Here is a 23,943-nt window from a genome sequence, read left to right as displayed (position 1 = left end):
GGTCCCCATCTTTCAAAGCTTTTGGCTTTTAACGTTCTCGCTGAATACTGTCCAGCTTAACAAGAAAATGGCCACGCGGTTTACACCACGCAGCCATTCCAATGATCATGCAATCACTGCAAACGATGCATCAGGCATCCGGATCGCCATCGTCAGCATTGCTGTCCGGCCCACCATTCTGCAGGAAGCGATCGGCTATCAGACCGGCGTTCTGGCGAAGGGCGGTTTCGATCTCGCGCGCCAGTTCCGGATTTTCGCGAAGGAACGTCTTGGCGTTCTCACGTCCCTGCCCCAGCCGCTGGCTGTTGTAAGAGAACCAGGCGCCCGACTTTTCGACGATACCCGCCTTCACACCCAGGTCAACAAGTTCACCAGTCTTGGACACGCCTTCGCCGTACATGATGTCGAACTCAACCTGCTTGAAGGGAGGCGCCATCTTGTTCTTGACAACCTTCACGCGGGTCTGGTTGCCGACAACCTCTTCACGCTCCTTGACCGCGCCGATACGGCGGATATCGAGACGAACAGAAGCATAGAACTTGAGCGCATTGCCACCTGTCGTTGTTTCGGGCGAACCGAACATGACGCCGATCTTCATGCGGATCTGGTTGATGAAGATGACCATGCAATTCGAACGGGAAATCGAAGCAGTCAGCTTGCGCAGAGCCTGGCTCATCAGGCGCGCCTGAAGGCCCGGAAGGCTATCACCCATCTCGCCTTCGATTTCTGCACGAGGCGTCAAGGCAGCAACCGAATCGACCACGAGAACATCAACCGCACCGGAGCGAACCAGCGTATCGGTGATCTCCAGCGCCTGTTCGCCCGTGTCAGGCTGCGAGATAAGGAGGTTCTGGAGATCGACACCCAGCTTACGGGCATAGACCGGATCGAGAGCGTGCTCGGCGTCAACGAAAGCACACACGCCACCCTTCTTCTGGGCTTCAGCGATCGTCTGAAGGGCGAGCGTCGTCTTACCAGAGCTTTCCGGTCCATAGATTTCGATGATACGCCCCTTCGGCAGACCACCAATACCAAGCGCGATATCGAGGCTGAGCGAGCCCGTCGACACAGTCTCGATTTCGACGACACTTTCGTTCGCGCCAAGCTTCATGATCGAACCCTTACCAAAGGATCGTTCGATCTGAGAAAGTGCTGCCTCCAACGCCTTACTTTTATCCACTGACTTTTCCTCTACGAGCCGCAACGAATTCTGAGCCATGATTCACCTCTGGGTTAAGCAGCAGGGCTCGCAACGAACCAGCCGATGAATCATTTGTACCTACTTTGTTCTCATTTGGCAAGCCCCAGCTAAGAGCCTGACAACAATGGAAAAACGCGATCTTGTTCACTCTGCGTTCGCCACTAATTTAGCGTACGCCGTTTGTTCCCAACCACCTTTTGTTCTCAATCGTTCCGGTCGAGCATTTCCCGCACGGCGACAGCCAGTTGCTTCAGCGAGAAGGGCTTCGGCAGGAAACCAAACTTCGCATCGGCCGGAAGGTTCTTGGCGAACGCATCTTCCGCGTAGCCGGAAACAAAGATGAACTTGAGATCGGGATAGGATTTCCGCAATTCCCGCAACAGGCTCGGCCCATCCATTTCCGGCATGACGACGTCTGAAACGACGATATCGACCTTGCCCTCAAGCTCTTCCATTATTTCAAGTGCTTCGGTTCCCGAGCCAGCTTCGTGGACCGTATACCCTCTGGTCTCGAGCATGCGCTTGCCGCCCCGCCGTACCGCCTCCTCATCCTCCACCAAAAGGACGACGGCAGAGTTACCGGTGAGATCGACGTTCTCGTTGCTGGCAGCGGATACGGCCTGTTCAGATACAGCGGCGGACGGCGGCGCTTCCGCTGCTGCCCCACTGGCAGAACCGGTCGCCCCCGGAACGACTGGCTGAACTTCTGGAATGTGGCGGGGAAGGAAGACGCGGAAAGTCGTACCGACACCGACTTCTGATTCCGGATAGATGTATCCGCCCGATTGCTTGACGATTCCATAGACCATGGAAAGGCCGAGACCGGTTCCCTTGCCGACTTCCTTGGTCGTGAAGAAGGGTTCGAAGATCTTGTCCATGATTTCCGGCGGAATGCCGGTGCCATTGTCGGACACTTCAACCAGAACGAAGTCCTCGTTCGGGAGCCTTGCATTGGCGAAGCCGCCAACTTCGTCCCGCGAGACATTCCTCGTCCTGATACGAATCTGGCCGCCACTCGGCATGGCGTCGCGCGCGTTAACACACAGGTTGATCAGCACCTGTTCGAACTGCGACAGGTCAGTCCGCACCGGCCAGAGATCGCGGCCATATTGCACGTCGAGCTTCACATTGGTGCCGGAAATCAGGCGATCCACAAGCATGCGCAGGTCGCCGACCACATCGGTCAGGTTCAGAACGGCCGGACGCATGGTCTGCTTGCGCGAGAATGCCAGCAACTGGCGAACCAGCACGGCCGCACGATTTGCATTCCGCTTGATCTCCATGAGATCCGCAAAACTCGCATCGGATGGACGCGCCTGCAGCAAGAGATGATCCGACGATAGGAGAATGGCCGTCAGGACATTGTTGAAATCATGCGCAATGCCGCCGGCGAGGGTGCCGACAGCATTCATCTTCTGGGTCTGCGCCATCTGCGTCTCGAGCGCTTTCTGCTCGGTCGTTTCTACAGCATAGATGATTGCAACCTCTTCCGGTGCCTCATCGCTCTCGTCGATCACCGCGTTGACGTAGAAACGCACGTGACGCGCTTCGTCACCTGGATGGCGGCAATCAATCGGCGCGATATCGCCCTGGCGATCCTTCGCAGCCGCCAGCGCACGCATCAGGTCGGCGCGCGCGCCTTCATGGATGATGACATCAAGCGTTACGCCTCGGTCAACATCATCGCGCGAGACCACGCCCGCAAACAGCCGCAGGAATGGTGCATTGATACGCAGGATCTTGCCGTCGCCCCCGATCGACGCGATAGCCATCGGCGTATTGTTGAAGAAGCGTGTAAAACGCATCGCCGAGGCAGAGCCGTCGGCACCCTCTCCGCGTGGCCGGTCGAGAACAATGGTCCGGCTCTCGCCCGGAGCACCGTCTCGCATGGAAGATACACTGTGCACCAGCCTGACGGGCAAGCTCTGCCCGTTCGCGCGTCGAAGGTCGAGATCGAGCGTCTCTGTCCGCGTCTGGCCGGCACCCGGCTGCACAGACTGGATAAGCGCCATCCCCTCGCCCGCAACAATGTCGGTGATGTTCATCGAACCGGGTGCAAACTTGGTCAGGTCGAGAGCCAGCCATTCCGCAAGCGTCGCATTCAGGTAGAAGATCTCGCCTTTTTTGCCCGCAGAGAAGAAGCCCGCAGGGGCGTGATCCAGATAATCGATGGCATTCTGGAGTTCGCGGAAAAACCGCTCCTGATCGTCCCGTTCAGCGGTAATGTCGGAAAGCTGCCAAACGTCGAAAGGCTGCTTCTGGTTGGCGGACTTTAGAATACGGGCTTTCAGCCGATACCAGTGCGCACCCGATCCGCTGCCCGAACTGCGTCCGAGCGGTTTCAGCAGGCGAAACTCCTCATGGCTCTCCCGCCCCTCGCGTAGCGCCGCCGTCAATCTGTAAAGCGCCTCGGTCGCTTCCTTGTTCTTTGAAAGCAGCGCCTCGAGGGATTGAGCATTGGCAGCCTTGGTTGCGCCGGTCAGCCGGCCATAGGCCGCGTTCGCATAGAGAATTCGGCCGCGCTCATCGGTCACCAGAATGCCGTCGGGATGACTGGCCAGGTAGGTGCCCGCGAATTCGTCCGAACGGCTCTGCGGCATGACCTCCACAAGACCGATGATCGACGAAACGATAAAGAAGATGCCGACCATAGCGAGGATGCCAAGGACGCCAAGGACGAACTCGTTGTTCATGGCCTCCTTGAACAGGACGAACGCAATCGAAACGCCCACGAGAATCAGCGCAAGCACAAGCAGCCGCAAAACGGTTCCGCTGCGTCTGCCGCGATCCACCAGCGGCGCATCCATGCTGCCTGTCGGCTGCGATTTCGTCATCACACCTCGCACTCTCGAAGCCGAGCCCAGACCCGCGCCAAGCGCGAACGTGGAATCGATCCAACAACTTCCATAGCAATTTGGCGAGGCCGCAAAAAGCGCCGCAGCAAAGAAACCCGTTGAGAAAGCAGTCTACGGCATTGTCTCGCTTCTGATTCCGGCCATATCTCGCACTGCAGGATGGCCGAAGCGGTGCTACGCATGGCTACTTGATCCATATCTTGCCGCTTGCTCAGGCCTGCTGGTAGGGTGAGCTTCCTGCCGTACGGGTCGAGATTGCTGAAACAGTTGGAGTAGAAGACAACCATGGTGGATGAATTCATGACTGCCTACGGGAGCCGCCTGGTCATCGCCGTCCTTGGCGTCGGCATTGGCCTCCTGCTTTTGATCGGCATTCTTTATCTCATCCGCCGTCGCAGCGGACCCTCTCCCTTTCTGCGTGGCGGAAAGAACCGTCAGCCACGCCTCCAGGTGTTGGACGCGGCGGCAGTCGACGCCCGTCGTCGTATCGTTTTGATCCGGCGTGACAACGTTGAACATCTCGTCATGATCGGCGGTCCAACGGATGTCGTTATCGAAAGCGGCATTGGTGCGCCGCGGGATGGCGAAACGCTTGCCTACTCAACGGCGACCGCTTTGCCATCCGCAGCAAGTTCAGATGTTCGGCTCGAAGCTCCCGCTCCACAGCCTCAAATCGCCGCCGCCAAACCTGACGTTAATGTCGCGCCCACTGCACCGACAGCTTCAATTCAGCCCAAGAGCCCACCTGCCGAGGCGCAGGCGCCTTCCACGCCATCGCAACGGGCCCAACCGGCCAAATCCTTTGAGCCGGTGGTGGAGGCGGCAAAGCGTCCGCAGGCAGGGCAGAAGAAGCCTACCGTCATCGAGCCAGTCTTGATGGAGCCAGTTCCCACCGTTCAGACAGTGACAGAGCCGGTCCGTCCAACAAATGGCATAACCGAAGTATCAAAGGCGCCGGATATTGGTGCTGCCAGCGATGCGCTGGACGCAGCGCGCCGGCGCGTCTTCCAACCGGCCATGGACCGCAGCCCCGTACCTGCGCCTGCGAAAACAGAACCGGCGGTCCTTGATCCCGCTTCAGCAGATAAGCCGGTTCAAGCCGATCCTCCGGTTTCCCCTCCTCCCCAGCCGGTTGCCAAAGAACCGGACATGGAGGCAGCAAAGCCACGTTCTCTTGGCAGCGAATTCGATCGCATCCTTGAGGAAGAAATGGCCAACAACCTGTCAGCGCAAAAGAGCGACCCGGCGAAAGATAGCTTCACGCCCATGCTGCCGCGCAGGGATCCGGCAAATCCGCGGGTTACCGGCGCTACGGCGGAGCCAATGCTTCAAAACGAGATTGCGCGGATTTTCGGTGAAATGTCCGTGACGCGCGATGGGAAGTGAGTAGATCAGACGATCTATGGCCGAAATAAAAAAGGCACGCTTGTTGGCGTGCCTGGAAAGTTTGAAGTCGGATCGGGTTGAGCGCGATTATTCGTCGCGATAAACCTTTTCCCGTCGCTCGTGGCGCTCCTGCGCCTCGATCGAAAGCGTCGCTATCGGCCGAGCATCCAGACGCTTCAGCCCGATTGGTTCGCCGGTTTCTTCACAATAGCCGTAGGTACCGTCTTCAATGCGCTGGAGCGCTGCATCGATCTTGGAGATCAGCTTTCTCTGTCGATCGCGAGCACGCAGTTCGATGGCTCTATCGGTTTCGGAAGATGCCCGGTCGGCAAGATCGGGATGATTGGCGCTTTCTTCAGCTAGATGGTCGAGGGTTTCGCGTGCTTCCCTCAATATGTCATTTTTCCAGGCTATGAGCTTTGCTCGGAAGTATGCCCGCTGATTGGCATTCATGAACTCTTCGTCTTCCGAGAGGACGTAGCTGCTAAGGTCGATCTTCTCACTCAACGCAATTCTCCTGGAGAACAGCTCTCACGCGGCGTCCTATACTCCAACACACCAGACTTGCACAAGCCTTGTGAGCCTTATCAATACATTTTTAAATCTGTCATAAATTTCGGCTAAACGACTATATTTTATGCGCTTTTAGTCAGAGTCATATAGACCCGCCTCCTCAACCCTGATCTGTAGCTGATATGTTATCCGCTAAAGATAGTGGTGTTGACGGCCATAACGCGATCTTGTTACTTCCCTTTGAGCCTCCTTATCTTACGAATGTTTTATGGAAAAACCGAACCCGCCCCCTTTCGAAATCTACCTGATGCGGCATGCCCATTCCGGTTGGCCGAAGCCCGGAGAGCGCGACTTTGACCGCACGTTGGATGAGCGTGGCATAGCGGAGGCAAATGCCGTTGCTCGCATGGCCGCCAGTAGCGGGTTCAGGCCGGATCTGCTTCTATGTTCGTCAGCACATCGCTGCCGCGGCACGGCCGGCTCCGTCATCGAAGCCATCGATGAGGATATGCAGGTCCAATATCTGGACGAACTCTACAATTCGCCCGTCGAGACCTATCTGGCGATCATAAGGGCGCAGACGGTCACTCGATTGATGATCATCGGCCACAATCCTTCGATTGAGGTTCTGCTGGAAACGATGATTGGTTCCGACCTGACGGCATCGACTGTCCCGGCGGGTTTCCCGACCGCTGGCTTTGCTGCACTTGGTCATGATCATGGCAACGGCCCCACCCGCGGGCCCTGGCAGTTGAAGGCGTTTCTCTCCCCGTAGATCCGCTTCTTGCCCATGGTACGGGAAATAGCCGTTCAATGCGCCGTTGGCACATGATGAGAATCTGAATCCTCTCCCTTTTTCGCGTTGGCCCAATCTCTATATGGAGGGAAGCGAAATGGACGGATCTTACATTGTCTCCATCACTGACGACATTCCGGGATGATGCGCTGATTGCGCTGGACAGCCTGGGCGATAAAGCGACCAATCTGCTGAACCCGACCGTCAGGCTGGGTGTCACCGGCCTTTCACGCGCGGGCAAGACGGTTTTCATCTCATCGCTTGTGCACAATCTCCTTCACGGTGGTCGCCTGCCGCTTTTCGAGGCAGTTCGGTCAGGACGCGTCTCATCGGTTCGCCTTGAACCTCAGCCGGATGATGCGATCCCGCGTTTTCAATATGAGGATCACGTCCAGGCGCTGGTGAGAGATCGCATTTGGCCGGACTCGACCCGCGCCATTTCCGAACTACGGCTGACGATCCAGTATGAGAGCGCAAGCGGCTGGAACCGGATGTTTTCAGCCGGGAAGCTGTCCATCGACATCGTTGATTATCCGGGCGAGTGGCTGCTCGATCTGCCGCTCCTGGGTCAGGATTATCGGACATTTAGCGAAAACACGACCAGACTGGCCAGATCCGGGGTGCGCCGAGAACTTTCCGCGGAATGGCTGGATTTGGCCGCGACGCTTGATCCGAACGGGCCGGCGGACGAAATGACGGCAAAGCGTCTCGCGGAGCGTTTTGCAGCCTACCTGCGTGCCTGCAAATCGGACGAAAGATCGCTGTCGACACTGCCACCGGGACGCTTCCTGATGCCCGGCGATCTGGATGGCTCGCCCGCCCTCACCTTTGCCCCGCTGCCCGACATTGGCGACCAGCGCTTCGAAAAAGGTAGCCTTGGCGCGATGATGGAGCGGCGGTTCGAGGCCTATAAGTCGGTCGTTGTTCGACCCTTCTTTCGCGAGCATTTTGCACGGCTTGATCGTCAGATTGTGCTGATCGATGCCTTGCAGGCTCTGAACCGTGGACCGGAAGCTGTGCAGGATCTGGAACGGGCCCTGCAGGATGTTCTCGCCTGTTTCCGACCCGGCAGCAATTCCATTCTCTCCAGCCTGATGGGCAGACGGATCGACAAGGTTCTGATTGCCGCGACCAAGGCCGATCACCTGCATCACGAAAGCCATGACCGGCTGGAAGCGATCACGCGCCGTATCGTCGATCGCGCCATCGAGCGCATAGGAATGGCGGGGGCTGGCATAGAGGTCATGGCCATGGCCTCCGTGAGGGCGACGCGTGAAGCCGTCGTGCGGCAGAATGGACAGGATCTTCCGGTTATCACGGGCACCCCCATGCAAGGCGAGACGATCGGCGGCGAGACATTCGATGGAAACCGGAAAACAGCAATATTTCCCGGTGACTTACCGGAAAGATCGGATTCACTTTTTCAAGCTTCCGATTCAATATCTCAGGAAAGTCGCCTACCGCATTTGAACATCGTGCGTTTTCGCCCGCCCAACCTGGAGGAAAGCGGCTCAGGCGCAACGCTGTCCATCCCGCACATCCGCCTTGATCGGGCGCTCCAGTTTCTGATCGGAGATCGTCTGGCATGACGACGGATAAACAAACACCACCGCCCTTCTCCCCAAGAAGACCAGAGGCGTTTTCTCTGGAAACCGGGAATACCGCTGCCGCGCCGCGCAAGCCGCAAGCCTTCGATGAAGGTTTCACCGTTGTGCCGGACGAGCAGGATGTGTTTCTACAGGCGTCTGAACTGGGCGCAGCGGCAGAGCTTGAAGCGCGTCCACGCAAACGTCGCTTCTCTTTTGGAAAGCTGGCGGCGGCGGGGATAGGCGCTTTCCTGTCCATGGCCTTCTGGCTTTGGGCTGATCAGATCGTTAGAGATTTGTTCGCGCGGTCAGATTGGCTTGGCTACGCGGCCGTCTCGCTCCTCGCTTTGTCAGCACTGGCCCTGGTCGTTGTGGTCGGTCGAGAAGTGCTGGGCCTGATGCGCATTGGTGCGATCCAGCACATCAAGAATGAAGCTCAGTCAATTTTACCGAAAGATTCGCCGCGTCAGGCCAGATCGCTTGTCACGCGGCTTGAAACCATTATTTCCCATCGCGCGGAAACCGCACGGGGGCGTGCCGCCATTGCAGCGACGAAGGACGACATCATTGATGCCCCGCAGCTGATTGAACTGGCCGAAAGCGAACTTCTGGCACCTTTGGATGCCCGTGCCCGGACGATGATCCTTGCGGCCTCCAAACGAACCTCGGTCGTCACCGCGGTCAGCCCCCGCGCGATTGTCGATCTCGCCTATGTCTTGTTCGAAGTCACGCGGCTCGTTCGCGCCATGGCTGAGCTCTATGGTGGCCGGCCGGGGACGCTGGGCTTGATCCGTCTTTTGCGGGATGTCGTGGCACACTTGGCCGTAACCGGTTCCATCGCCGTTGGCGACAGCCTTGCGCAGCAGGTCCTTGGACATGGCTTGGCGGCGAAGCTTTCCACGCGCCTCGGCGAGGGTGTGATAAACGGGCTCCTGACAGCCCGGATCGGCATAGCGGCCATGGATCTTTGCCGTCCACTGCCGTTCAAGGCCTTGAAAAGACCGGGTATCGGCGACTTCATGTCGGACATCCTGTCGACGACGAAATCGCCTTCCTGATCAGTCCCCTTCCTGATCAGTGCAAAGGCGGACAATGTCAAAAAAGAAACCGCTCATTAACCATCCCGACGTATGGTTAAGACAGTTCAGGACGCTGCTCGCCCAAGGAAAGTCAAATGGTCTCGCGCTTCTTTTCGCCCAAAGGCGGGCTTTTTCTCATTGCAGGCATCGCGCTCGTTGCCTCGCATTCCTTCGCAGATGCAGGGTCTCGCGATAAGGCCTTCTTCCAGACTGCATCTGGCGTCTGGTCAGGTCCGGGCGAGATCGTTGCAGGCAAGTACAAGGGTACCAAATTCACCTGCAACCTGACTGGCGAACCCAACAAGGATGGCGATGCCGGTATCAAGCTGGATGGCACCTGCCGGGTAGGCGTGTTCAAGCAGCCAATGTCCGCCGTCATCAAGCAGGCGGGCGGCTCCTACAAGGGACAGTTCCTTGATGGCGCTGCTGGCAAGGGCCTTGATATTGTGTCAGGCGCAGTGAATGGCGACAAGATCGTCGTTGGTATCAACCGTGCAAAGCTGAATGGCGCCATGATCGCCCGCATGCAGGATGACAATGCGATGAACATCACGATCTCGGTCAAGGTCGAGGACGAGATGGTTCCAGTCATCGGGCTAGCCTTGAAACGCGATACGGACCAGATGGCCGTCGGCGCCATCGCAGCAAACGAGTAGTCACCGGTGGCTTAGCCACCAGTTGCCGTCTCGGCTTTCGATCTCGATGCCTGCTTTGTCGGCCTGGTTCAACCAGGCCGAAACCGTTTTTCCAGACACGATGTGGTGAGGCAGCAGATCTGCAAGCGGCTTCAGAACAAAGGCGCGCTGCGTCATGCGCGGATGCGGAACTTCCAGCCCCTCGACATCGATGACGGCATCACCATAGGTCAGCACATCGATATCGATGGTCCGCGGACCCCATCGCTCGATGCGAACCCGCTTCATGCTTTTCTCGATTGAGAGACACAACTCCAAGAGCGCGAGCGGCTCCAGGCTGGTGCGCAGCACCGCACAGGAGTTGAAGAAATCGGCCTGATCCGTTTTTCCCCATGGTGGTGTTCGATAGAGACGGGACACACCTGTCAGGGAGCAATCCGGATGCTGGTCGAAAGCATGAAGCGCTTCGGCCATGGCTTTGATCGGATCGCCGAGATTGCCTCCAAGGCCGATGCTTGCCTGCACCATTCGGGAATCAGGGCCGGTGCTCAACGCGCACCTCGACATAATCCAGAATTCCGGGGATCGGCACGCTCGGCTTGCGAACGGTGATGGCCGCGCGGCGTATCATCGGAAATCGCGCACAGAGTGCCAGTGCCACATCCTGCGCCAAGGCCTCGATCAAAGCGCGCCGCGTTCCTGTTATGACCTCCTCGATCACCGCAAAGGCATGGCCATAATGCATGGTGGCGTCCAGATCGTCCTCGGTCAACGCAGCGTTCGCCGGCACGTCCAGCTCGGCATCCACGAAAAAGCGCTGTCCAAGAACGGCTTCTTCCGCCATCGCACCATGCCTCGCAAAGAAAGCGCAGTTCTTGAGGGTGATCGTGTAGATGTTCAATTGTCCGTCTCCGTATCGGCGCCGCGCGCCTGCAGTACGGCATCCGCCATGCGTAGTGCATCGCGATTGACGGCAACATTATGAACCCGGAACAGGGAAGCCCCCGCCAGTCTCAGCATTGCCGTGGTCGCCGCTGTTCCAACGTCCCGCTGATCGGCCTGATCTCGGCCCGTCGTGAACCCGATGAAGCGCTTGCGGGACGTCCCAACAAGAAGCGGCATATCGAGGCTGGTCAGTTCTTCGAAGCGCGCCATGAGCGAAAAATCCTCGTCCCGGTCCTTGGCAAAACCGAAACCTGGATCAAGAATGATGCGGTCTCGGTCAATACCGCCCTTGGCAGCAACATCCATTTGCCGGGAGAAGAAGAAGCGCTGATCGTCGATGACGTCGGCAAGTTTTTCGGCTTCGCGACCGCGCCCGGTATGCATCATGATGAGCCCTGCGCCGGTTTCGGCAACCACCGTTGTCATGGCAGGGTCATGGCGCAGACCATACACGTCATTCACGATATGAGCACCCGCTTCCAGCGCAAGCATTGCGGTCTCGGCCCGGTAAGTATCTACCGAGATCAGGCAATCCGTGCTGTTCGCCAGCGCTTCAATAACCGGGAGAATGCGGCGTTGCTCTTCCAGCGGCGTCACCGGCTCTGCACCTGGCCGGGTCGACTCGCCGCCGATGTCCAGAATGACCGCACCCTCCTCAACCGCCTTGAGCGCATGGGCTACGGCTACATCGACATTCATGTGGCGACCGCCATCCGAAAAGGAATCGGGCGTCACGTTGATGATCGCCATCAGATGTCCTGTCGGACCCAGTGGCAGTGTCCGGTCTCTTCCCACTGTCCATAGTCTGTTGCCGGGAGATATCACGTTTGCCTCAATAGCCTTGGGTAACGAAAATTTTCGCGCTCGCGCTGTTGCGATGGCGACGGCTATGCCCCAAGCTTCCGCCAACTGCAATCTCAATAAGGCACAGAATGTTGGTCGCCCGCCGCATCAGTAGCGTTTTCGGCGCAATGCTCGTCGTTCTGCTTGTTCCACTGCTCGCTGGCGCAAGTCCACGCATCACGAAGACCTATTCCTATTTCTCGATCAGCGGGCGAACGGCAGACGATCTGGACAATCAGCTCCAGAAGCATGGCCCACTGACCCGCTCGACGGGTTTCAGACACCCCGGCGCCACGCAGATCAAGTTTGGCGGTGAAGTGACATATCTCGAAACAGATCGGAACTGCTCGATCGGCGACGTGAACGTCACGCTGAAGACCCATATTACCCTGCCCCGCTGGGTCAATCGCAGACAAGCGACAGACACGCTTGGCCTGATCTGGGATACGCTCTCGGCCGATATCAAGCGACATGAGGAACGGCATGCCGAAATTGCGCGTGGCTATGCGAGAAAACTGGAGAACAGTTTGCAGTCTCTTGGTTCCCGCAAGACATGCAAGGAACTCGAAAGCGAAGTCGGTCGCCTGACCAAGAGCATGATCGAGGATCATGATCGCGATCAGCTCCAGTTCGACATCATCGAGTCGAAGAACTTCGATTCTCGCATGATGCGGCTGCTGAAGAACCGTTCAGCAGCCGCGAATTGAAATTCAGGCATCCAATCAGCCCAATTACAACCCTGCCCTGCCAGCAACTGTATACAAACGAATCAGCATCGAAGCTTGCGTCAAGCTTGCGTGACATGCCGTGATTGATCGGTGAAAACTTCCAATAGAGTTTGCGTCAGTTAACGGCTACATTAAGCCTCACTGAAAGAGACGAACACGAGACGTCTTTGGAAGTTATGGTCCCGTTGCCGCATGCGAGGCGGCGCATGCGGCAACGCCCACAACACTGAATGCCACCCGGGACATGCACCGTCTTTGGGTGATCCAGACTTCCCGGCAATGACGCGTTGGCTCGATGATGACTGCGTCAACTTTGCCCGAGGACGCTCCGATCACGGAGCCCTTGAATGAGCTTCCGGTGCGCGGAGCATATCTCCGCAGTGAGCACTAAACCTGCGCAGTTCGCTGCACCCTTGTTTTACGTGCCTGACCCCTGCGGCACATGACGTGTCATTGTTTTCCCGAGTTCGCGAATGACCCTGTTCTCCCGGCGTATCCGGATACCGAAGGTGACTCCTCCCTTGCCTTATGGTGATACGCCCGCCTTGGCCTCGCCTGCAAAATCCGCGGCGAGGCATTTTTTTGCGCGCTTACACCAGACAGAAAAGCTGATCTCGATCAGCCTTGACGCTCCGGAACAGACACGACCAGCCCATCAAGCTCCGGCGTGACTTTGATCTGACAGGAAAGGCGGGAATTAGGCCGGACATCGGCCGCAAAATCCAGCATGTCTTCTTCCATTGGAGCTGGTCCGCCAACCGCGGCAGTCCAGGCATCGTCGACATAGACATGACAGGTGGCACAGGCGCAGGCACCGCCGCATTCGGCATCGATGCCCGGAACCGAATTGCGGACAGCGTTTTCCATGACAGTCGAACCTGGCTGCGCGTCCAGTTCAAAGCGAGTTCCGTCAAAGGCAACGATGGTAATTTTTGTCATGGCTGTTTCCCGAATGCAAAAAGAGGCGGCGATGTCTTCCGACAATTCTCCGCCTCAGTCAACGAGATCTGGGCTTAATCAATCGAGCCTTGATCGAAGGCTTTCAGATCAGCGCATCAATTTCAAAATGAAGTTCTCGGCCTCAACGACTGCGGCGCTGATGGAAGCAAGATGCCCTGCATCGGATGGATTGGCTTCCAGCGCCTCGGCATGCTTGACAACTCGAAACGCACCGACAGCGGACGCTGCGCTTTTCAACCGATGAGCAACATCGGAAAGTGCCTTGCCTTCGGCAACCGCCATGTCATGGAGGGCGGCGCGCGCCTGCCGCGCGAACAGGTTCAGTATTTCGTCTTCCAGCGCCTTGTCGCCCATGGTCTGTACGGCAAGATGCACCAGATCAATTGGACTTCCCGAGCTCATGCGACCGTGCTTTTCCAGCGAAGGAGCTTCGAATGCGATGCTTGCCGATGCCATGTCCCGATACCTCTTTTGCCTTGGCCTTTACGATCAGCCTACATCAAGAAGGAACAGGATGGAGTTCGGTTTAATTTCGGCACAGCAGCGACGCTATTTCTTTGCTTATGGTTAATTTGCGCTAAGCGCTACCAAATTAACGGGAATCGATCCGTGATCCGGTTTAAAAACTGTTAACAACAACCCGCTGTTGATCCACACTGGGGAGGCTGAATTGTCTAACACGCGGTAATGTGCCACTACAGTACGCTTACAGCAGGTGTGAACATGACGCTCTCAACTGCTAAATTATTGGACCAAGCCTTTCTTAAGTCCTGTTTGCAAGGAAGGTACGGACTGAAGTGAATAGGCGGCTTTTGCAAGGTTTTCTGCGCAGAGCCGTTGGCTTGATTGATGGTTTCGCGAGCGGCACAACGGCGTATACCGCAATCGGCCGGACGAGTATGTAACGAGGCGTAACCTGCATGGCAAAGAATCCGCACAGCGAGTCGATGGACGAGACCGCATTCCAGGCACTGGAAGATGCGCTGAAAATCGACTTCAACGATGAGCCGGAGCCCAAGGCAGCGCCGCGTCGAAAGTTATCATCATCTGCCCAGGAGGCGCCGGTGCCAGAAACACCGCAGCAGCGTTCATCAGCATCGCAGCAGAAGACCTCCGGAGGCGGATCGGGCCAGTTTCAGGAGAACCTCAAAGGCGGCTCCGAGCCGGTGGCACCAAAGTCGCCCGCATTCGCGCCGGCAAATGATAGTGGTCGGCGTACGACCTCTGCCATCATGCGATCGCTTGAGAGCGGCTCGATGCGTTCGGCGCTCCGCAACGCGGCAATCATTTCGGTCCTCTGGGCCGTTGGAGGTCTGGGCCTCGCACAACTCCTCTTCGGCAGCGCTCTTTGGGATGTAGGCTCCACGGCGGACGTCGTATCGCGTCCCGGCATTCTGGCCGTGATCGTCGGCATCATTGTGCCGATCATGCTGTTCTTCGCCTTCGCGATCATGATGGCGCGCGCACAGGATCTGCGAAACGCCGCACGCTCGATGGCGGAAGTCGCACTCAGGCTTGCCGAACCCGAGACGATTGCATCCGAACGTATCATGTCGGTCGGTCAGGCCGTCCGGCGCGAAGTCTCTGCCATGAACGAAGGCATCGAGCGGACCATTGCCCGTGCCACGGAACTGGAAACGCTTGTCCACTCGGAAGTCAGCGCGCTGGAGCGTAGCTATGCCGACAACGAGCTTCGCGTACGCGGTCTCGTGCATGAACTGGGCTCGGAGCGCGACGCGATCGTCAATCACGCTGAACGCATCCGCTCGTCCATCGTCGGCGCCCATGATCAGTTGAAGGAAGACCTGTCGCTGGCAACGGAGGAAATCGCCGTTCGCCTTGCGACCTCCGGCGAAGCCTTCGCGTCGATGATCGACACCCGCGCGGCGACGCTCATGGAGCGTTCAAACGCAGCAGGAGAAGCTTTGAGCACGCTTCTGGCCGCCAAGACGGAAAGTCTCGTCAAGGCGCTGGGAGCGTCCGGCTCCAGCCTGGCGAATGAATTCGACAGCCGCCTTGAAAACCTGAATTCCACGCTTGCCTCTCGTGGCCGTGAAATCCTGCGGGATTTTGAAACCCGTGCCTCGACGCTCGACGCGAGCACGGAAAAGCTCAATGCCGCGCTTGCCGAGCGCACCCGCCTGCTCAACGAGACGCTGGTTACCCGTACCCGCGAGATCAGCGAGAGCCTGACAGGCGGCGAGCGCCAGATTACCGGCTCCCTGAATACCGTCCTCAAGTCTCTGAACCAGTCGCTGGAAGACAAGGGCGCAAGCTTCCGCCAGAGCCTCCAGACCGCGGCAGATGACGCCATCATGGATCTCGACCTGCGAACAGGTCTCTTCGAGGATCGGCTGCAGGCTTCCATTGGCCAGCTGAGCACCACGTTCGATGACGGACTGGAGCATTTCACCTCAGCCTTCGACAAGCGTTCCGGCACGCTCGCCTCAAAGCTCACCGAGAGTCTCGCCCGCATCAGCGAAACGGTAAACGGCGGATCCGACTCCATCGAGGGCATTCTTTCGACCAGTATCGAGCGCCTTGGATCAACCCTGACCGATCATTCGCTTTCGATCGCGACGACGCTGAGCACCAGCCAGGAGGTTCTGGAGAGCTCGCTCGAGCGCGGCTCCAGCCAGTTGGGCGATGTGCTCGATAACCGGACCCGCAAGCTGACTGCTGAGCTGGAAGAACGTAACCGTGTTCTGAATGAAGGAATTGAAACACGCGGTCGCGTCCTGATCGACGATCTTCAGACACGCGGTCGCGCCGTGACGGAGAGCTTTAGCCAGACCGCAGGCCAATTGTCGGACGGTCTCGAGATCAGGACCGCCATCCTGACGGAAATGCTCGATTCGCGCCGCACGGCGCTGGTGGATACCTTCGACAGCAGGGCCGCGGCTCTGACATCAGAACTTGATCAACGCCAGACAACGATTGATACCGCCCTCGCCCAGAACAACCAGCGCCTCGAACAGACACTGAACTCGCATCAGCAGGCGCTCCTCGGCGGCCTTGAAGAGAGAACGCGCGGTCTGTCGGAGACGTTGGAAAGCCGAAGCGCCGCTCTGATCGAGGACCTCGATGACCGAAACCTGCAAATGGCGAGCGCTCTTGCGGCACATAGTGCCGTCATTACGGACAATGTCGCCAATGCGCACGAGCGGATGCAGACCGTTCTGAACGAACGCGGCGAAGCGCTCACCTCCGCACTTCAGGAAAGCGAAGCGCGCTTCCAGAGCACGATCACCACTCGCACCACGGCTCTCGAAGCTGCTGTGTTGAATGCACCGGACCGCATGGCCAATGTTCTGGACGAGCGCATCAGCGGAATGTCGCGCGTCCTGAGCGAGGGTCAAAGCCGCATCGAAACCAACCTGTCCCGCAGCATGGGCGAACTGGGCGAATTGGTGACCGGCGTGAGCGATCGGATCGCAGACACGTTAGACGACAAGGCCATGGCCCTGACGACCAGCCTCTCCGTTGGCGAGGATCGCCTGACACAAGCGATCGAGATGCATACGGAATCGGCATCGCGGGTTCTGTCGCAGGCTCATCAGAAGATCGAGGGCGACCTCGGTCAGCGCGTGAATGAACTCGGCACTCTGGTCGGCGAAGTTGGTGATCGCATTGCGGATTCCATGGGCGAGCATGCGCTTGCCCTGACCACCAGCCTGTCGCTCAGCGAAGATCGCATCACCGGCGCTATTGACGAGCGCACGGATGCCGCCGAGCGCAAATTGGTGCAGGCGCAGGAAAAACTGGAAGCCGGTGTCGGTCGCCGAATCGGCGAACTCAGCGAAATGGTCGAGGGTGTCACCGGACGCATTACCGAAGCGCTTGACGATCGGGCCATGACGCTGACGACGGGTCTCGCTCTCGGCGAGGATCGGTTTGCCCAGGCACTTGAAGATCACGCCAACAATGCCGAAGGCCGCATTCTGTCTGCCCATCGGCGAATTGAAGAGAACCTTGGCAGCCGTCTTGACCAGATTGGCGGTCTTGTCGCTGGCGCGTCGGAACGGATTGCAGAAACACTGGACGACCGCACGCTCGCTCTGTCGACCGGGCTGGCACTCGGCGAAGATCGGCTCGCACAGGCGCTCGAAGATCATGCCAACAATGCCGAAGGTCGCCTTCTATCTGCGCATCGGCGAATTGAAGAGAATCTCGGCAGCCGTCTTGACCAGATCGGCGGGCTTGTCGCTGGCGCGTCGGAACGTATCGCAGAAACACTGGACGACCGCACGCTCGCTCTGTCGACCGGGCTGACACTCGGCGAAGATCGGCTCGCACAGGTTCTGGATGAGCATGTGGAGACTGCGGAGCGCAGACTGGCAACAGCGCGGGATCGGATTGAAACAGGCCTGGGGCAACAGGTCGAGCAGCTGGCAAACACGGTTTCTGGTGCAAGCGAGCGTATCGCAGATGTCCTGGACGATCGTACTCTGGCGCTCGGCACCTCCCTTTCGCTGGCCGAGGATCGTCTGGGCTCGGTCCTGGATACCCAGTCTGAGCGCATGGCTCGCACCCTGTCGGACGGTCATCGCCAGCTGGATTCGGATCTGGAACGCCGTGTCGATCAGCTGTCCGGCACTCTCGGAAACGCCAGCGAACAGATCACCTCTGTTCTGGACGACCGCGCCACGGCCTTCGCGACTGCACTTTCGACGGGTGAGGAGCGGCTTGGCAACCTTCTCCACAGCGGAACCGAGCGAGTATCCCGCACCTTGACCGAAGGCCACCAGCAGATTGAGAGCGAACTCGGTCGCCGCGTCGAGGAACTCGGTTCCATCGTCAGTGGCGCTGGCGAGCGGATCGGCGAATCGCTTGATGACCGCGCACTCTCTCTGAGCACCACGTTTGCGCTGAATGAAGATCGTCTTTCGATGCTGTTCGAGGAAAAGGCAGCATCGCTGATGTCGACGGCCGAGCAGGCCGACGCGCGTATCGAACAGAGCTTCTCCTCGCGGGCGGAAGCCATCCGTTCTGCCTACGAAGACAACCAGCAGCGGCTTGACCAAACGCTTGCCAGCCGCCATGACCAGATTGCCCGGACGCTCTATACCGGCGCGGAAGCCATTGATCGGACCGTCGGCACAGCTGCCGAGCGGATCGACAACGCGCTGGCCTCCAGCACCTCAAGCATCGAACGTAGCCTGGATACCGGCATTGCACGTGTCACCGACGTGATCGGCAGTGGCCAGGCGCAGATCTCGACGGTTGTCGATTCCGCCGCGGAGAACTTCGCCAAGGCATTCGATACCGGCCATGATCGTTTGCGCGACACGCTGCAGAACAGCGAAAGCGCGATAAACTCTACGCTGGACAATGCGCAAACGCGCCTCAGCGATCTGATGACCGATCAGTCGATGTCGATCGGCGCTACGGTAGCCACAAGCGTTGGCATGCTCGAAATGTCGTTCGAGAACCAGGCTGACCAGCTTCGCAGCCAGATCGAGGCCGCAGGTTCCAGCCTTGATGAGCGGCTCCGCAATACGGCTGGCACCATCACGCAACGTCTCAGTTCTGCGGCGACCGAGATTGAGAGTTCCGCAGAGACCCTGTCGTCGCGGGTCCAGCAGACGGTGAGCGGCGTTGAATCGTCCCTCGCCCAGACAGGCGACCGCATAGAAACCACCTTCGGCGGTGTTGAGCAGCGTATCCGTGGCCATATCGATGATGTGACCGGACTGGTCGAGCTGGCAGGACAGGATCTGTCGCAGCGTCTGGCCGAACGCACGAGCGAGATCGAGCGCGTCAGCACCGAGAGCGTCAACCGTCTGAGTGAAACCGTCACGAAGGGCGTTTCCGATTTCGAGCGAATTGCAGGCGATGCGTCGAACCGACTCGACAGCACCTTCGCGACCGGAACGTCCCGTGTCGATGAGCGTCTTTCGACGATGGACCGCGCTATCGGCATCGGTCTCGAGAATGTCAGCAAGACGATCGAAGGCCGCGCCGCATCGCTGGCGACAAGCCTGCGCGATGCAATTGGAACGGCTGCGCGCGAATTCGATGCAGAAGCGCTCCAGGCTTCCGAGGCCTTGACCAAGGCTGGCGCTCAGTTTTCCGAACAGCTTGGCTCGAAGAACGAGGAATTCGCGCGTGCGCTGGAAGAGCGCTCGAATGAAATCGCCGGTCGCATCGGTGAAACGCAAAACCGCCTTGCGGGTCAAGCTGCTGCCGTCGCACAGGCGTTCTCTGAAGCTGGCAACTCGATCATGCATAAGGTTGCCGAAGCCGGATCTCTCGTTGAAAAGCAGGTCGGCACCATCAATGAATCGCTTGATGCGGCCCAGCAGCAGTTGGATCAACGGGGCGAAACCATTCGCGGCAAGCTTAGCCAGACGGTTGCTTCCATCGAGGGCACATTGCAGTCTGTCGATCAGACGATGGTCAACCGTGGGGCCGAACTGCGTGCCACACTCAACCAGACCGCGGATGACATCAACACTGCGATCGAGGCCGTCGACAAGGCTCTGGAAGCGCGTGGCGAAGCGATCCGGGCGAACCTTGATAACCGCACCCGCGACCTGAACTCCATGCTGGCGTCTCGCTCGGCAGAGCTCTCGCGTCTCATCGAGGAGCAGGCTCGTCCGCTTGTGAACCAGTATGCGGAAACCGGCCGTTCGGCCGCGGAACGTCTTGCTGCCGCCGCGGAAGAAGGCGCAAGCCGCGTCTCCGCAGCTGCGGAAGGCAGCAGCGTTCGGGTCCGTCAGGAAAGCGCGTCGATCGTCGAAGCCATCACGGCACGCACGAATGAAACGCTGGCCGCGATCACCGAACGCACACAGATGGCGGCAGGCACCGTCCGCAACCTCGAAAGCGGTTTGCTGCGGAATGTCGAAGATCTCGTCAGCCGTCTGGAAGCCAGCAATACTGGCATTTCCTCGCTGATCGATCAGGCCGCTCGCGAGATCGGCGTCACGGTCGATCAGGCCTCGGCACGTCTCGCGGCTGCCGATCAGAAACTCGACGCTGCGGCAGCCCGCTTCACCGAAAGCTCCTCCAACGCTGCCGATATGGTCGCAAGCTCCAGCCGTCTGCTCGACAACAACGTCGATCGGCTCACCCACATCTCTGGCCACACACTTGGTCAGGTTGGCAGCATCGTCGGTCGTTTCGACGAATACACGCGCGTGCTCGATCAGGCTTCGGAGCTTCTGTCTGCCGCCCAGTCGAACCTGTCCAGCACCCTGACCGAACGTCAGGATGCATTGCGCGCCCTCTCCTCCGGCCTTGTTCAGCGCTCGGAAGAGATCGAAACGAACATGCGCAACATTTCCACTATCGTGGAAGGTGCCCTGCAGCGTGTCGAAGAACGTTCCGCAGAGGTTGGCGGCACCATCCGCCAGAACCTCCAGTCGTCGTTCACCGATATCAGCCGCAACCTCGATGCAGCCCAGCGAGAAGCCGCCCAGACGGCAGAGGGCATGCGCAACGTCCTGATGAGTGCCAGCGAACAGGCAACCCAGGCCATCGAAGGAACCCTGTCGGAAGCCGAGAAGCGTTCACGCCTGCTGGCAGATCGTATGCGCGGTGGAATCGCCGGTTCGCTGGCGGATGTCGAGAAGGTGTTGGCAGACGCGGCGGACAAGTCCGATGCGACCGCGGAGCATATGCGCGACAGCCTGCGCCGGTCCGTGGAAGAGGCCGTACAGCGTTTTGCCGGTGCCACCGATGAAATCCGCCGTGCCTCGTCGGATATTCGCCGCGAGCTTGATGATACGCGCAGCGAACTGAAGCGCGGCGCGTTCGATCTTCCTGAAGAAGCAAAGGAAAGCGCTGCTGCCATGCGCCGTGCGGTCTCCGAGCAGATCAAGGCGTTGCAGGATATTTCGGCGCTGGTTGGGCGCTCCAGCCAGTCGCTTGAAGTCTCGCGGCCAACGACCCCGTCTGCCCGTGTCACAACAACGGCACCTGCCCCGGCGCCTGCACCCATGCCCGCCCCACCGCGCGCTCAGGTAGCTCGTCCGGAAGCGCAGCCGCAGCAACGTATCGAAGCACAACCGCAACCTCAGCCCCAGCCAGAGCGGATGACACAACGTGCGCCGGCTGCACCTCAACAGCCCACACCGCGTTATGACGACTTCGGCGGCGGGCTGCGCGGGAGCCTGCCCATAGATCGTCCGGCACCGCCACAGGCCCCGGTTCAACCTCAGTCCCCATCGGCTTCGGCTCAGCGGCGTCCTGAATCTGCTGCGCAGGCAACGCAGACCGGTGGCTGGATCAGCGACCTCCTTCGCGGCGCGTCGCGCGACGATGATGGCCACGAGGAACGCCCGGTTCAGCGTACCCAGGCGCGCCCGGCAGAGCAGCCGGTACGCAATGGCGATAGCCGCAATCCCCGTCATATGGTTGAATCGCTGAATTCACTGTCCGTCGATATCGCCCGCGCGATCGACCATGATGCATCCGTCGACCTGTGGCGTCGTTACCAGCGTGGCGAACGCGATGTCTTCACCCGTCGGCTTTACACACTGAAGGGGCAGCAGACGTTCGATGAGATCCAGCGCAAGTATCAGCGGGAACCGGAATTCCGTGTCGCAGTAGACCGCTATATCGCCGACTTCGAAAAGCTTCTTTCCGATGTTGCCCGCACCGACCGTGATCGTACCGTGACGCAGAGCTACCTGACCTCCGATACCGGCAAGGTCTATACAATGCTTGCTCACGCGGCAGGACGCTTCAACAGCTGATCGCAAGAGAGACCGGACCATAAATGCAAAACAGCCGCCCCATGAGGCGGCTGTTGTCGTTTCAGGATTGGTTGGCAAGGCCAAACCCAGTGGTCCGGGTTTCCCGCTACCTGCCTTCAGTGCAGGGAAGCACTCGCCGCAAGCCGTTCGTCCTTGTCGTGCAGGGCAAAGCGGTCGATCATGTCGGCACTGGCTTCATTGAACCCAAGAACCTGCACGTCGTGACCGGCCTGGCGAAACTTCAACACCACCTTGTCCAGCGCGCCAATGGCAGTGATATCCCACAGATGGGCCTTCGTGAGATCGATCGTAATCCGCTTGGTGGCGTCGGAAAAATCGAAGGAATGGATAAAGGCTTCCGCCGAGGCAAAGAAGACCTGCCCTTCGACCGAATAGGTCACGCTATCATCGTCAGCCTTCATCTGGCGCGTGACCTTGAAAAGCCGTGCTACCTTGCCGGCAAAGAAGATGCCCGACAGCAGCACGCCGACGATCACGCCCTTTGCCAGATCATGGGTTGCGACAACAGTGATTACCGTCGCCAGCATGACCACGGAGGACGGCAGCGGATGGCGTCGCAGATCAAGGATTGATCTCCAGGAAAAAGTGCCAATCGAAACCATGATCATGACGGAGACAAGCGCTGCCATGGGAATGATCTTGACCAGATCGTTGAGCACCACGATCAGGAACAGCAGAAAGGCGCCCGCGACGAATGTCGAGAGGCGCCCCCGGCCCCCGGAAGTCACGTTGATGACCGACTGGCCGATCATGGCGCAGCCACCCATGCCGCCAATAAGCGCCGAGGCAATGTTCCCGGCGCCCTGTCCGACGCATTCCTGGCTCTTGTTGCTTGGTGTGTCTGTCATGTCGTCGACGATCTGTGCCGTCAGTAGGGATTCAAGAAGACCGACCGCAGCGAGCGTCACCGAATAGGGAAAGATGATCTGGAGCGTCTCAAAGGTTAGCGGAACCTGCGGGAGGGTTAGAAACGGGATCGTCGATGGGAGTTCGCCGAGGTCCCCGACGGTGCGCAAATCCATGCCGAACCACCAAGCGACGGCAGTCAGGACAGCGATCGCCACAAGCGGCGACGGTATGGCTTTGGTGACATAAGGGAAGAGATAGATGATGGCGAGACCGGCTGCGATCATTGCATAGGTGAGGTTGGGAACGCCAACAAGCTCCGGCAACTGCGCCATGAAGATCAGGATTGCCAGCGCATTGACGAAGCCGGTGATGACGGACCGAGAGACAAACCGCATCACGCGCCCGAGCCGCAGCCAGCCGGCTGCAATCTGAAGGATGCCCATCAGGATGGTGGCGGCGAAGAGATATTGCAGCCCGTGCTCCTTGACGAGCGAAATCATCACGACGGCAGTTGCTGCGGTCGCAGCGGAAATCATGCCCGGTCGACCTCCAACAAAGGCTGCAACGCAGGCAATTGCAAAGGAGGCATACAAGCCGACCTTGGGATCGACACCCGCGATGACCGAAAAGCCAATCGCTTCAGGAATAAGCGCAAGGGCGACGACGATGCCGGAGAGGATGTCGCCACGAATGTTGGAGAACCACTCCTGACGGTAGTTTGAAAGTGTTTGCATGGAGGTTTTTTTTCACAGTTGATGCAACGGGCCGAGAAAGACTCGGTCCTTGAAAGCGAAAATTGGTTGCGTTGCTGTGTTGTCTGGCGGATCGGCGGCCAGAAGAGCCA

16 protein-coding genes and 1 other annotated feature (1 of these 17 only partly in view) are annotated in these 23,943 nt (G+C 58.8%); of the genes, 7 read left to right on the top strand and 9 right to left on the bottom strand.

What is annotated here, in order from left to right:
- Positions 1 to 130: 130 nt before the first annotated feature.
- Positions 131 to 1,219: a recombinase RecA gene (gene recA / locus ASD54_RS09375; RefSeq protein ID WP_062554308.1), complete on the bottom strand. Its 1,089-nt coding sequence runs from the start codon at positions 1,217 to 1,219 to the stop codon at positions 131 to 133.
- A gap of 185 nt (positions 1,220 to 1,404) precedes the next feature.
- Positions 1,405 to 4,035 carry an ATP-binding protein gene (locus tag ASD54_RS09370; protein ID WP_062554307.1) on the bottom strand — a complete coding sequence of 877 codons (2,631 nt, stop codon included), beginning with the start codon at positions 4,033 to 4,035 and terminating at the stop codon, positions 1,405 to 1,407.
- Between the two features lie 321 nt (positions 4,036 to 4,356).
- Here ASD54_RS09370 and ASD54_RS09365 point away from each other — a divergent pair, with 321 nt between their 5' ends.
- Positions 4,357 to 5,442, top strand: coding sequence for a flagellar biosynthetic protein FliO (locus ASD54_RS09365; RefSeq protein WP_244484718.1), 1,086 nt, complete (start codon positions 4,357 to 4,359; stop codon positions 5,440 to 5,442).
- 87 nt (positions 5,443 to 5,529) lie between these two features.
- On the opposite strand, the gene dksA is transcribed toward ASD54_RS09365, so the two are convergent.
- Positions 5,530 to 5,949, bottom strand: coding sequence for an RNA polymerase-binding protein DksA (gene dksA / locus ASD54_RS09360; protein WP_062554305.1), 420 nt, complete (start codon positions 5,947 to 5,949; stop codon positions 5,530 to 5,532).
- A 274-nt stretch (positions 5,950 to 6,223) separates the two neighbouring features.
- Here dksA and ASD54_RS09355 point away from each other — a divergent pair, with 274 nt between their 5' ends.
- The 4 genes from ASD54_RS09355 (at position 6,224) to ASD54_RS09340 (ending at position 10,072) form a co-directional block, all read left to right on the top strand.
- Positions 6,224 to 6,730 (top strand): histidine phosphatase family protein, encoded by a 507-nt coding sequence (locus ASD54_RS09355; RefSeq protein ID WP_062554304.1) that lies wholly within the window; start codon positions 6,224 to 6,226, stop codon positions 6,728 to 6,730.
- A gap of 134 nt (positions 6,731 to 6,864) precedes the next feature.
- Positions 6,865 to 8,340, top strand: coding sequence for a YcjX family protein (locus tag ASD54_RS09350; protein WP_062554303.1), 1,476 nt, complete (start codon positions 6,865 to 6,867; stop codon positions 8,338 to 8,340).
- The gene (locus ASD54_RS09345) at positions 8,337 to 9,395 is read left to right on the top strand and encodes a TIGR01620 family protein (RefSeq protein ID WP_062554302.1); all 1,059 of its coding nucleotides are present in this window, start codon (positions 8,337 to 8,339) and stop codon (positions 9,393 to 9,395) included. The genes ASD54_RS09350 and ASD54_RS09345 overlap by 4 nt, the downstream gene beginning before the upstream one ends.
- A 116-nt stretch (positions 9,396 to 9,511) precedes the next feature.
- Positions 9,512 to 10,072, top strand: a complete 561-nt coding sequence (locus tag ASD54_RS09340) for a hypothetical protein (RefSeq protein ID WP_062554301.1) — start codon at positions 9,512 to 9,514, stop codon at positions 10,070 to 10,072.
- On the opposite strand, the gene folK is transcribed toward ASD54_RS09340, so the two are convergent.
- The 3 genes from folK to folP are packed head-to-tail and all read right to left on the bottom strand — an operon-like array spanning position 10,073 to position 11,791.
- Positions 10,073 to 10,579: a 2-amino-4-hydroxy-6-hydroxymethyldihydropteridine diphosphokinase gene (gene folK, locus ASD54_RS09335; RefSeq protein ID WP_082547160.1), complete on the bottom strand. Its 507-nt coding sequence runs from the start codon at positions 10,577 to 10,579 to the stop codon at positions 10,073 to 10,075.
- 7 nt (positions 10,580 to 10,586) lie between these two features.
- Positions 10,587 to 10,952: a dihydroneopterin aldolase gene (gene folB / locus ASD54_RS09330; protein WP_082547159.1), complete on the bottom strand. Its 366-nt coding sequence runs from the start codon at positions 10,950 to 10,952 to the stop codon at positions 10,587 to 10,589.
- A complete protein-coding gene (folP, locus tag ASD54_RS09325; protein WP_244484736.1) occupies positions 10,949 to 11,791 on the bottom strand; it encodes a dihydropteroate synthase in 843 nt (280 codons plus the stop codon). Before folP ends, folB begins: the two co-directional genes overlap by 4 nt.
- A gap of 176 nt (positions 11,792 to 11,967) precedes the next feature.
- Here folP and ASD54_RS09320 point away from each other — a divergent pair, with 176 nt between their 5' ends.
- Complete coding sequence (locus tag ASD54_RS09320; protein WP_244484735.1) at positions 11,968 to 12,546, top strand: DUF922 domain-containing protein; 579 nt, start codon at positions 11,968 to 11,970, stop codon at positions 12,544 to 12,546.
- A 639-nt stretch (positions 12,547 to 13,185) separates the two neighbouring features.
- On the opposite strand, the gene ASD54_RS09315 is transcribed toward ASD54_RS09320, so the two are convergent.
- Both ASD54_RS09315 and ASD54_RS09310 read right to left on the bottom strand, forming a co-directional pair.
- A complete protein-coding gene (locus ASD54_RS09315) occupies positions 13,186 to 13,506 on the bottom strand; it encodes a 2Fe-2S iron-sulfur cluster-binding protein (protein WP_062554778.1) in 321 nt (106 codons plus the stop codon).
- A gap of 108 nt (positions 13,507 to 13,614) precedes the next feature.
- On the bottom strand, positions 13,615 to 13,929 hold the full coding sequence (locus ASD54_RS09310) for an Hpt domain-containing protein (RefSeq protein WP_244484734.1): 315 nt from the start codon (positions 13,927 to 13,929) through the stop codon (positions 13,615 to 13,617).
- 518 nt (positions 13,930 to 14,447) lie between these two features.
- On the opposite strand from ASD54_RS09310, the gene ASD54_RS09305 reads away from it, so the two are divergent.
- Positions 14,448 to 22,229: a hypothetical protein gene (locus ASD54_RS09305; protein ID WP_062554297.1), complete on the top strand. Its 7,782-nt coding sequence runs from the start codon at positions 14,448 to 14,450 to the stop codon at positions 22,227 to 22,229.
- A 116-nt stretch (positions 22,230 to 22,345) separates the two neighbouring features.
- On the opposite strand, the gene ASD54_RS09300 is transcribed toward ASD54_RS09305, so the two are convergent.
- Positions 22,346 to 23,833 (bottom strand): SulP family inorganic anion transporter, encoded by a 1,488-nt coding sequence (locus ASD54_RS09300; protein ID WP_062554296.1) that lies wholly within the window; start codon positions 23,831 to 23,833, stop codon positions 22,346 to 22,348.
- A 77-nt stretch (positions 23,834 to 23,910) separates the two neighbouring features.
- Positions 23,911 to 23,943: a sequence feature (sul1 is cis-regulatory element that is thought to sense ions involved in sulfur or methionine metabolism; They are found in Alphaproteobacteria), on the bottom strand; it runs 23 nt beyond the window's last position.

The sequence above is a fragment of the Rhizobium sp. Root149 genome (assembly GCF_001427345.1).
Classification (GTDB): Bacteria; Pseudomonadota; Alphaproteobacteria; order Rhizobiales; family Rhizobiaceae; genus Neorhizobium; species Neorhizobium rhizoryzae.
This window is presented reverse-complemented; position numbering and strand designations above follow the sequence as displayed.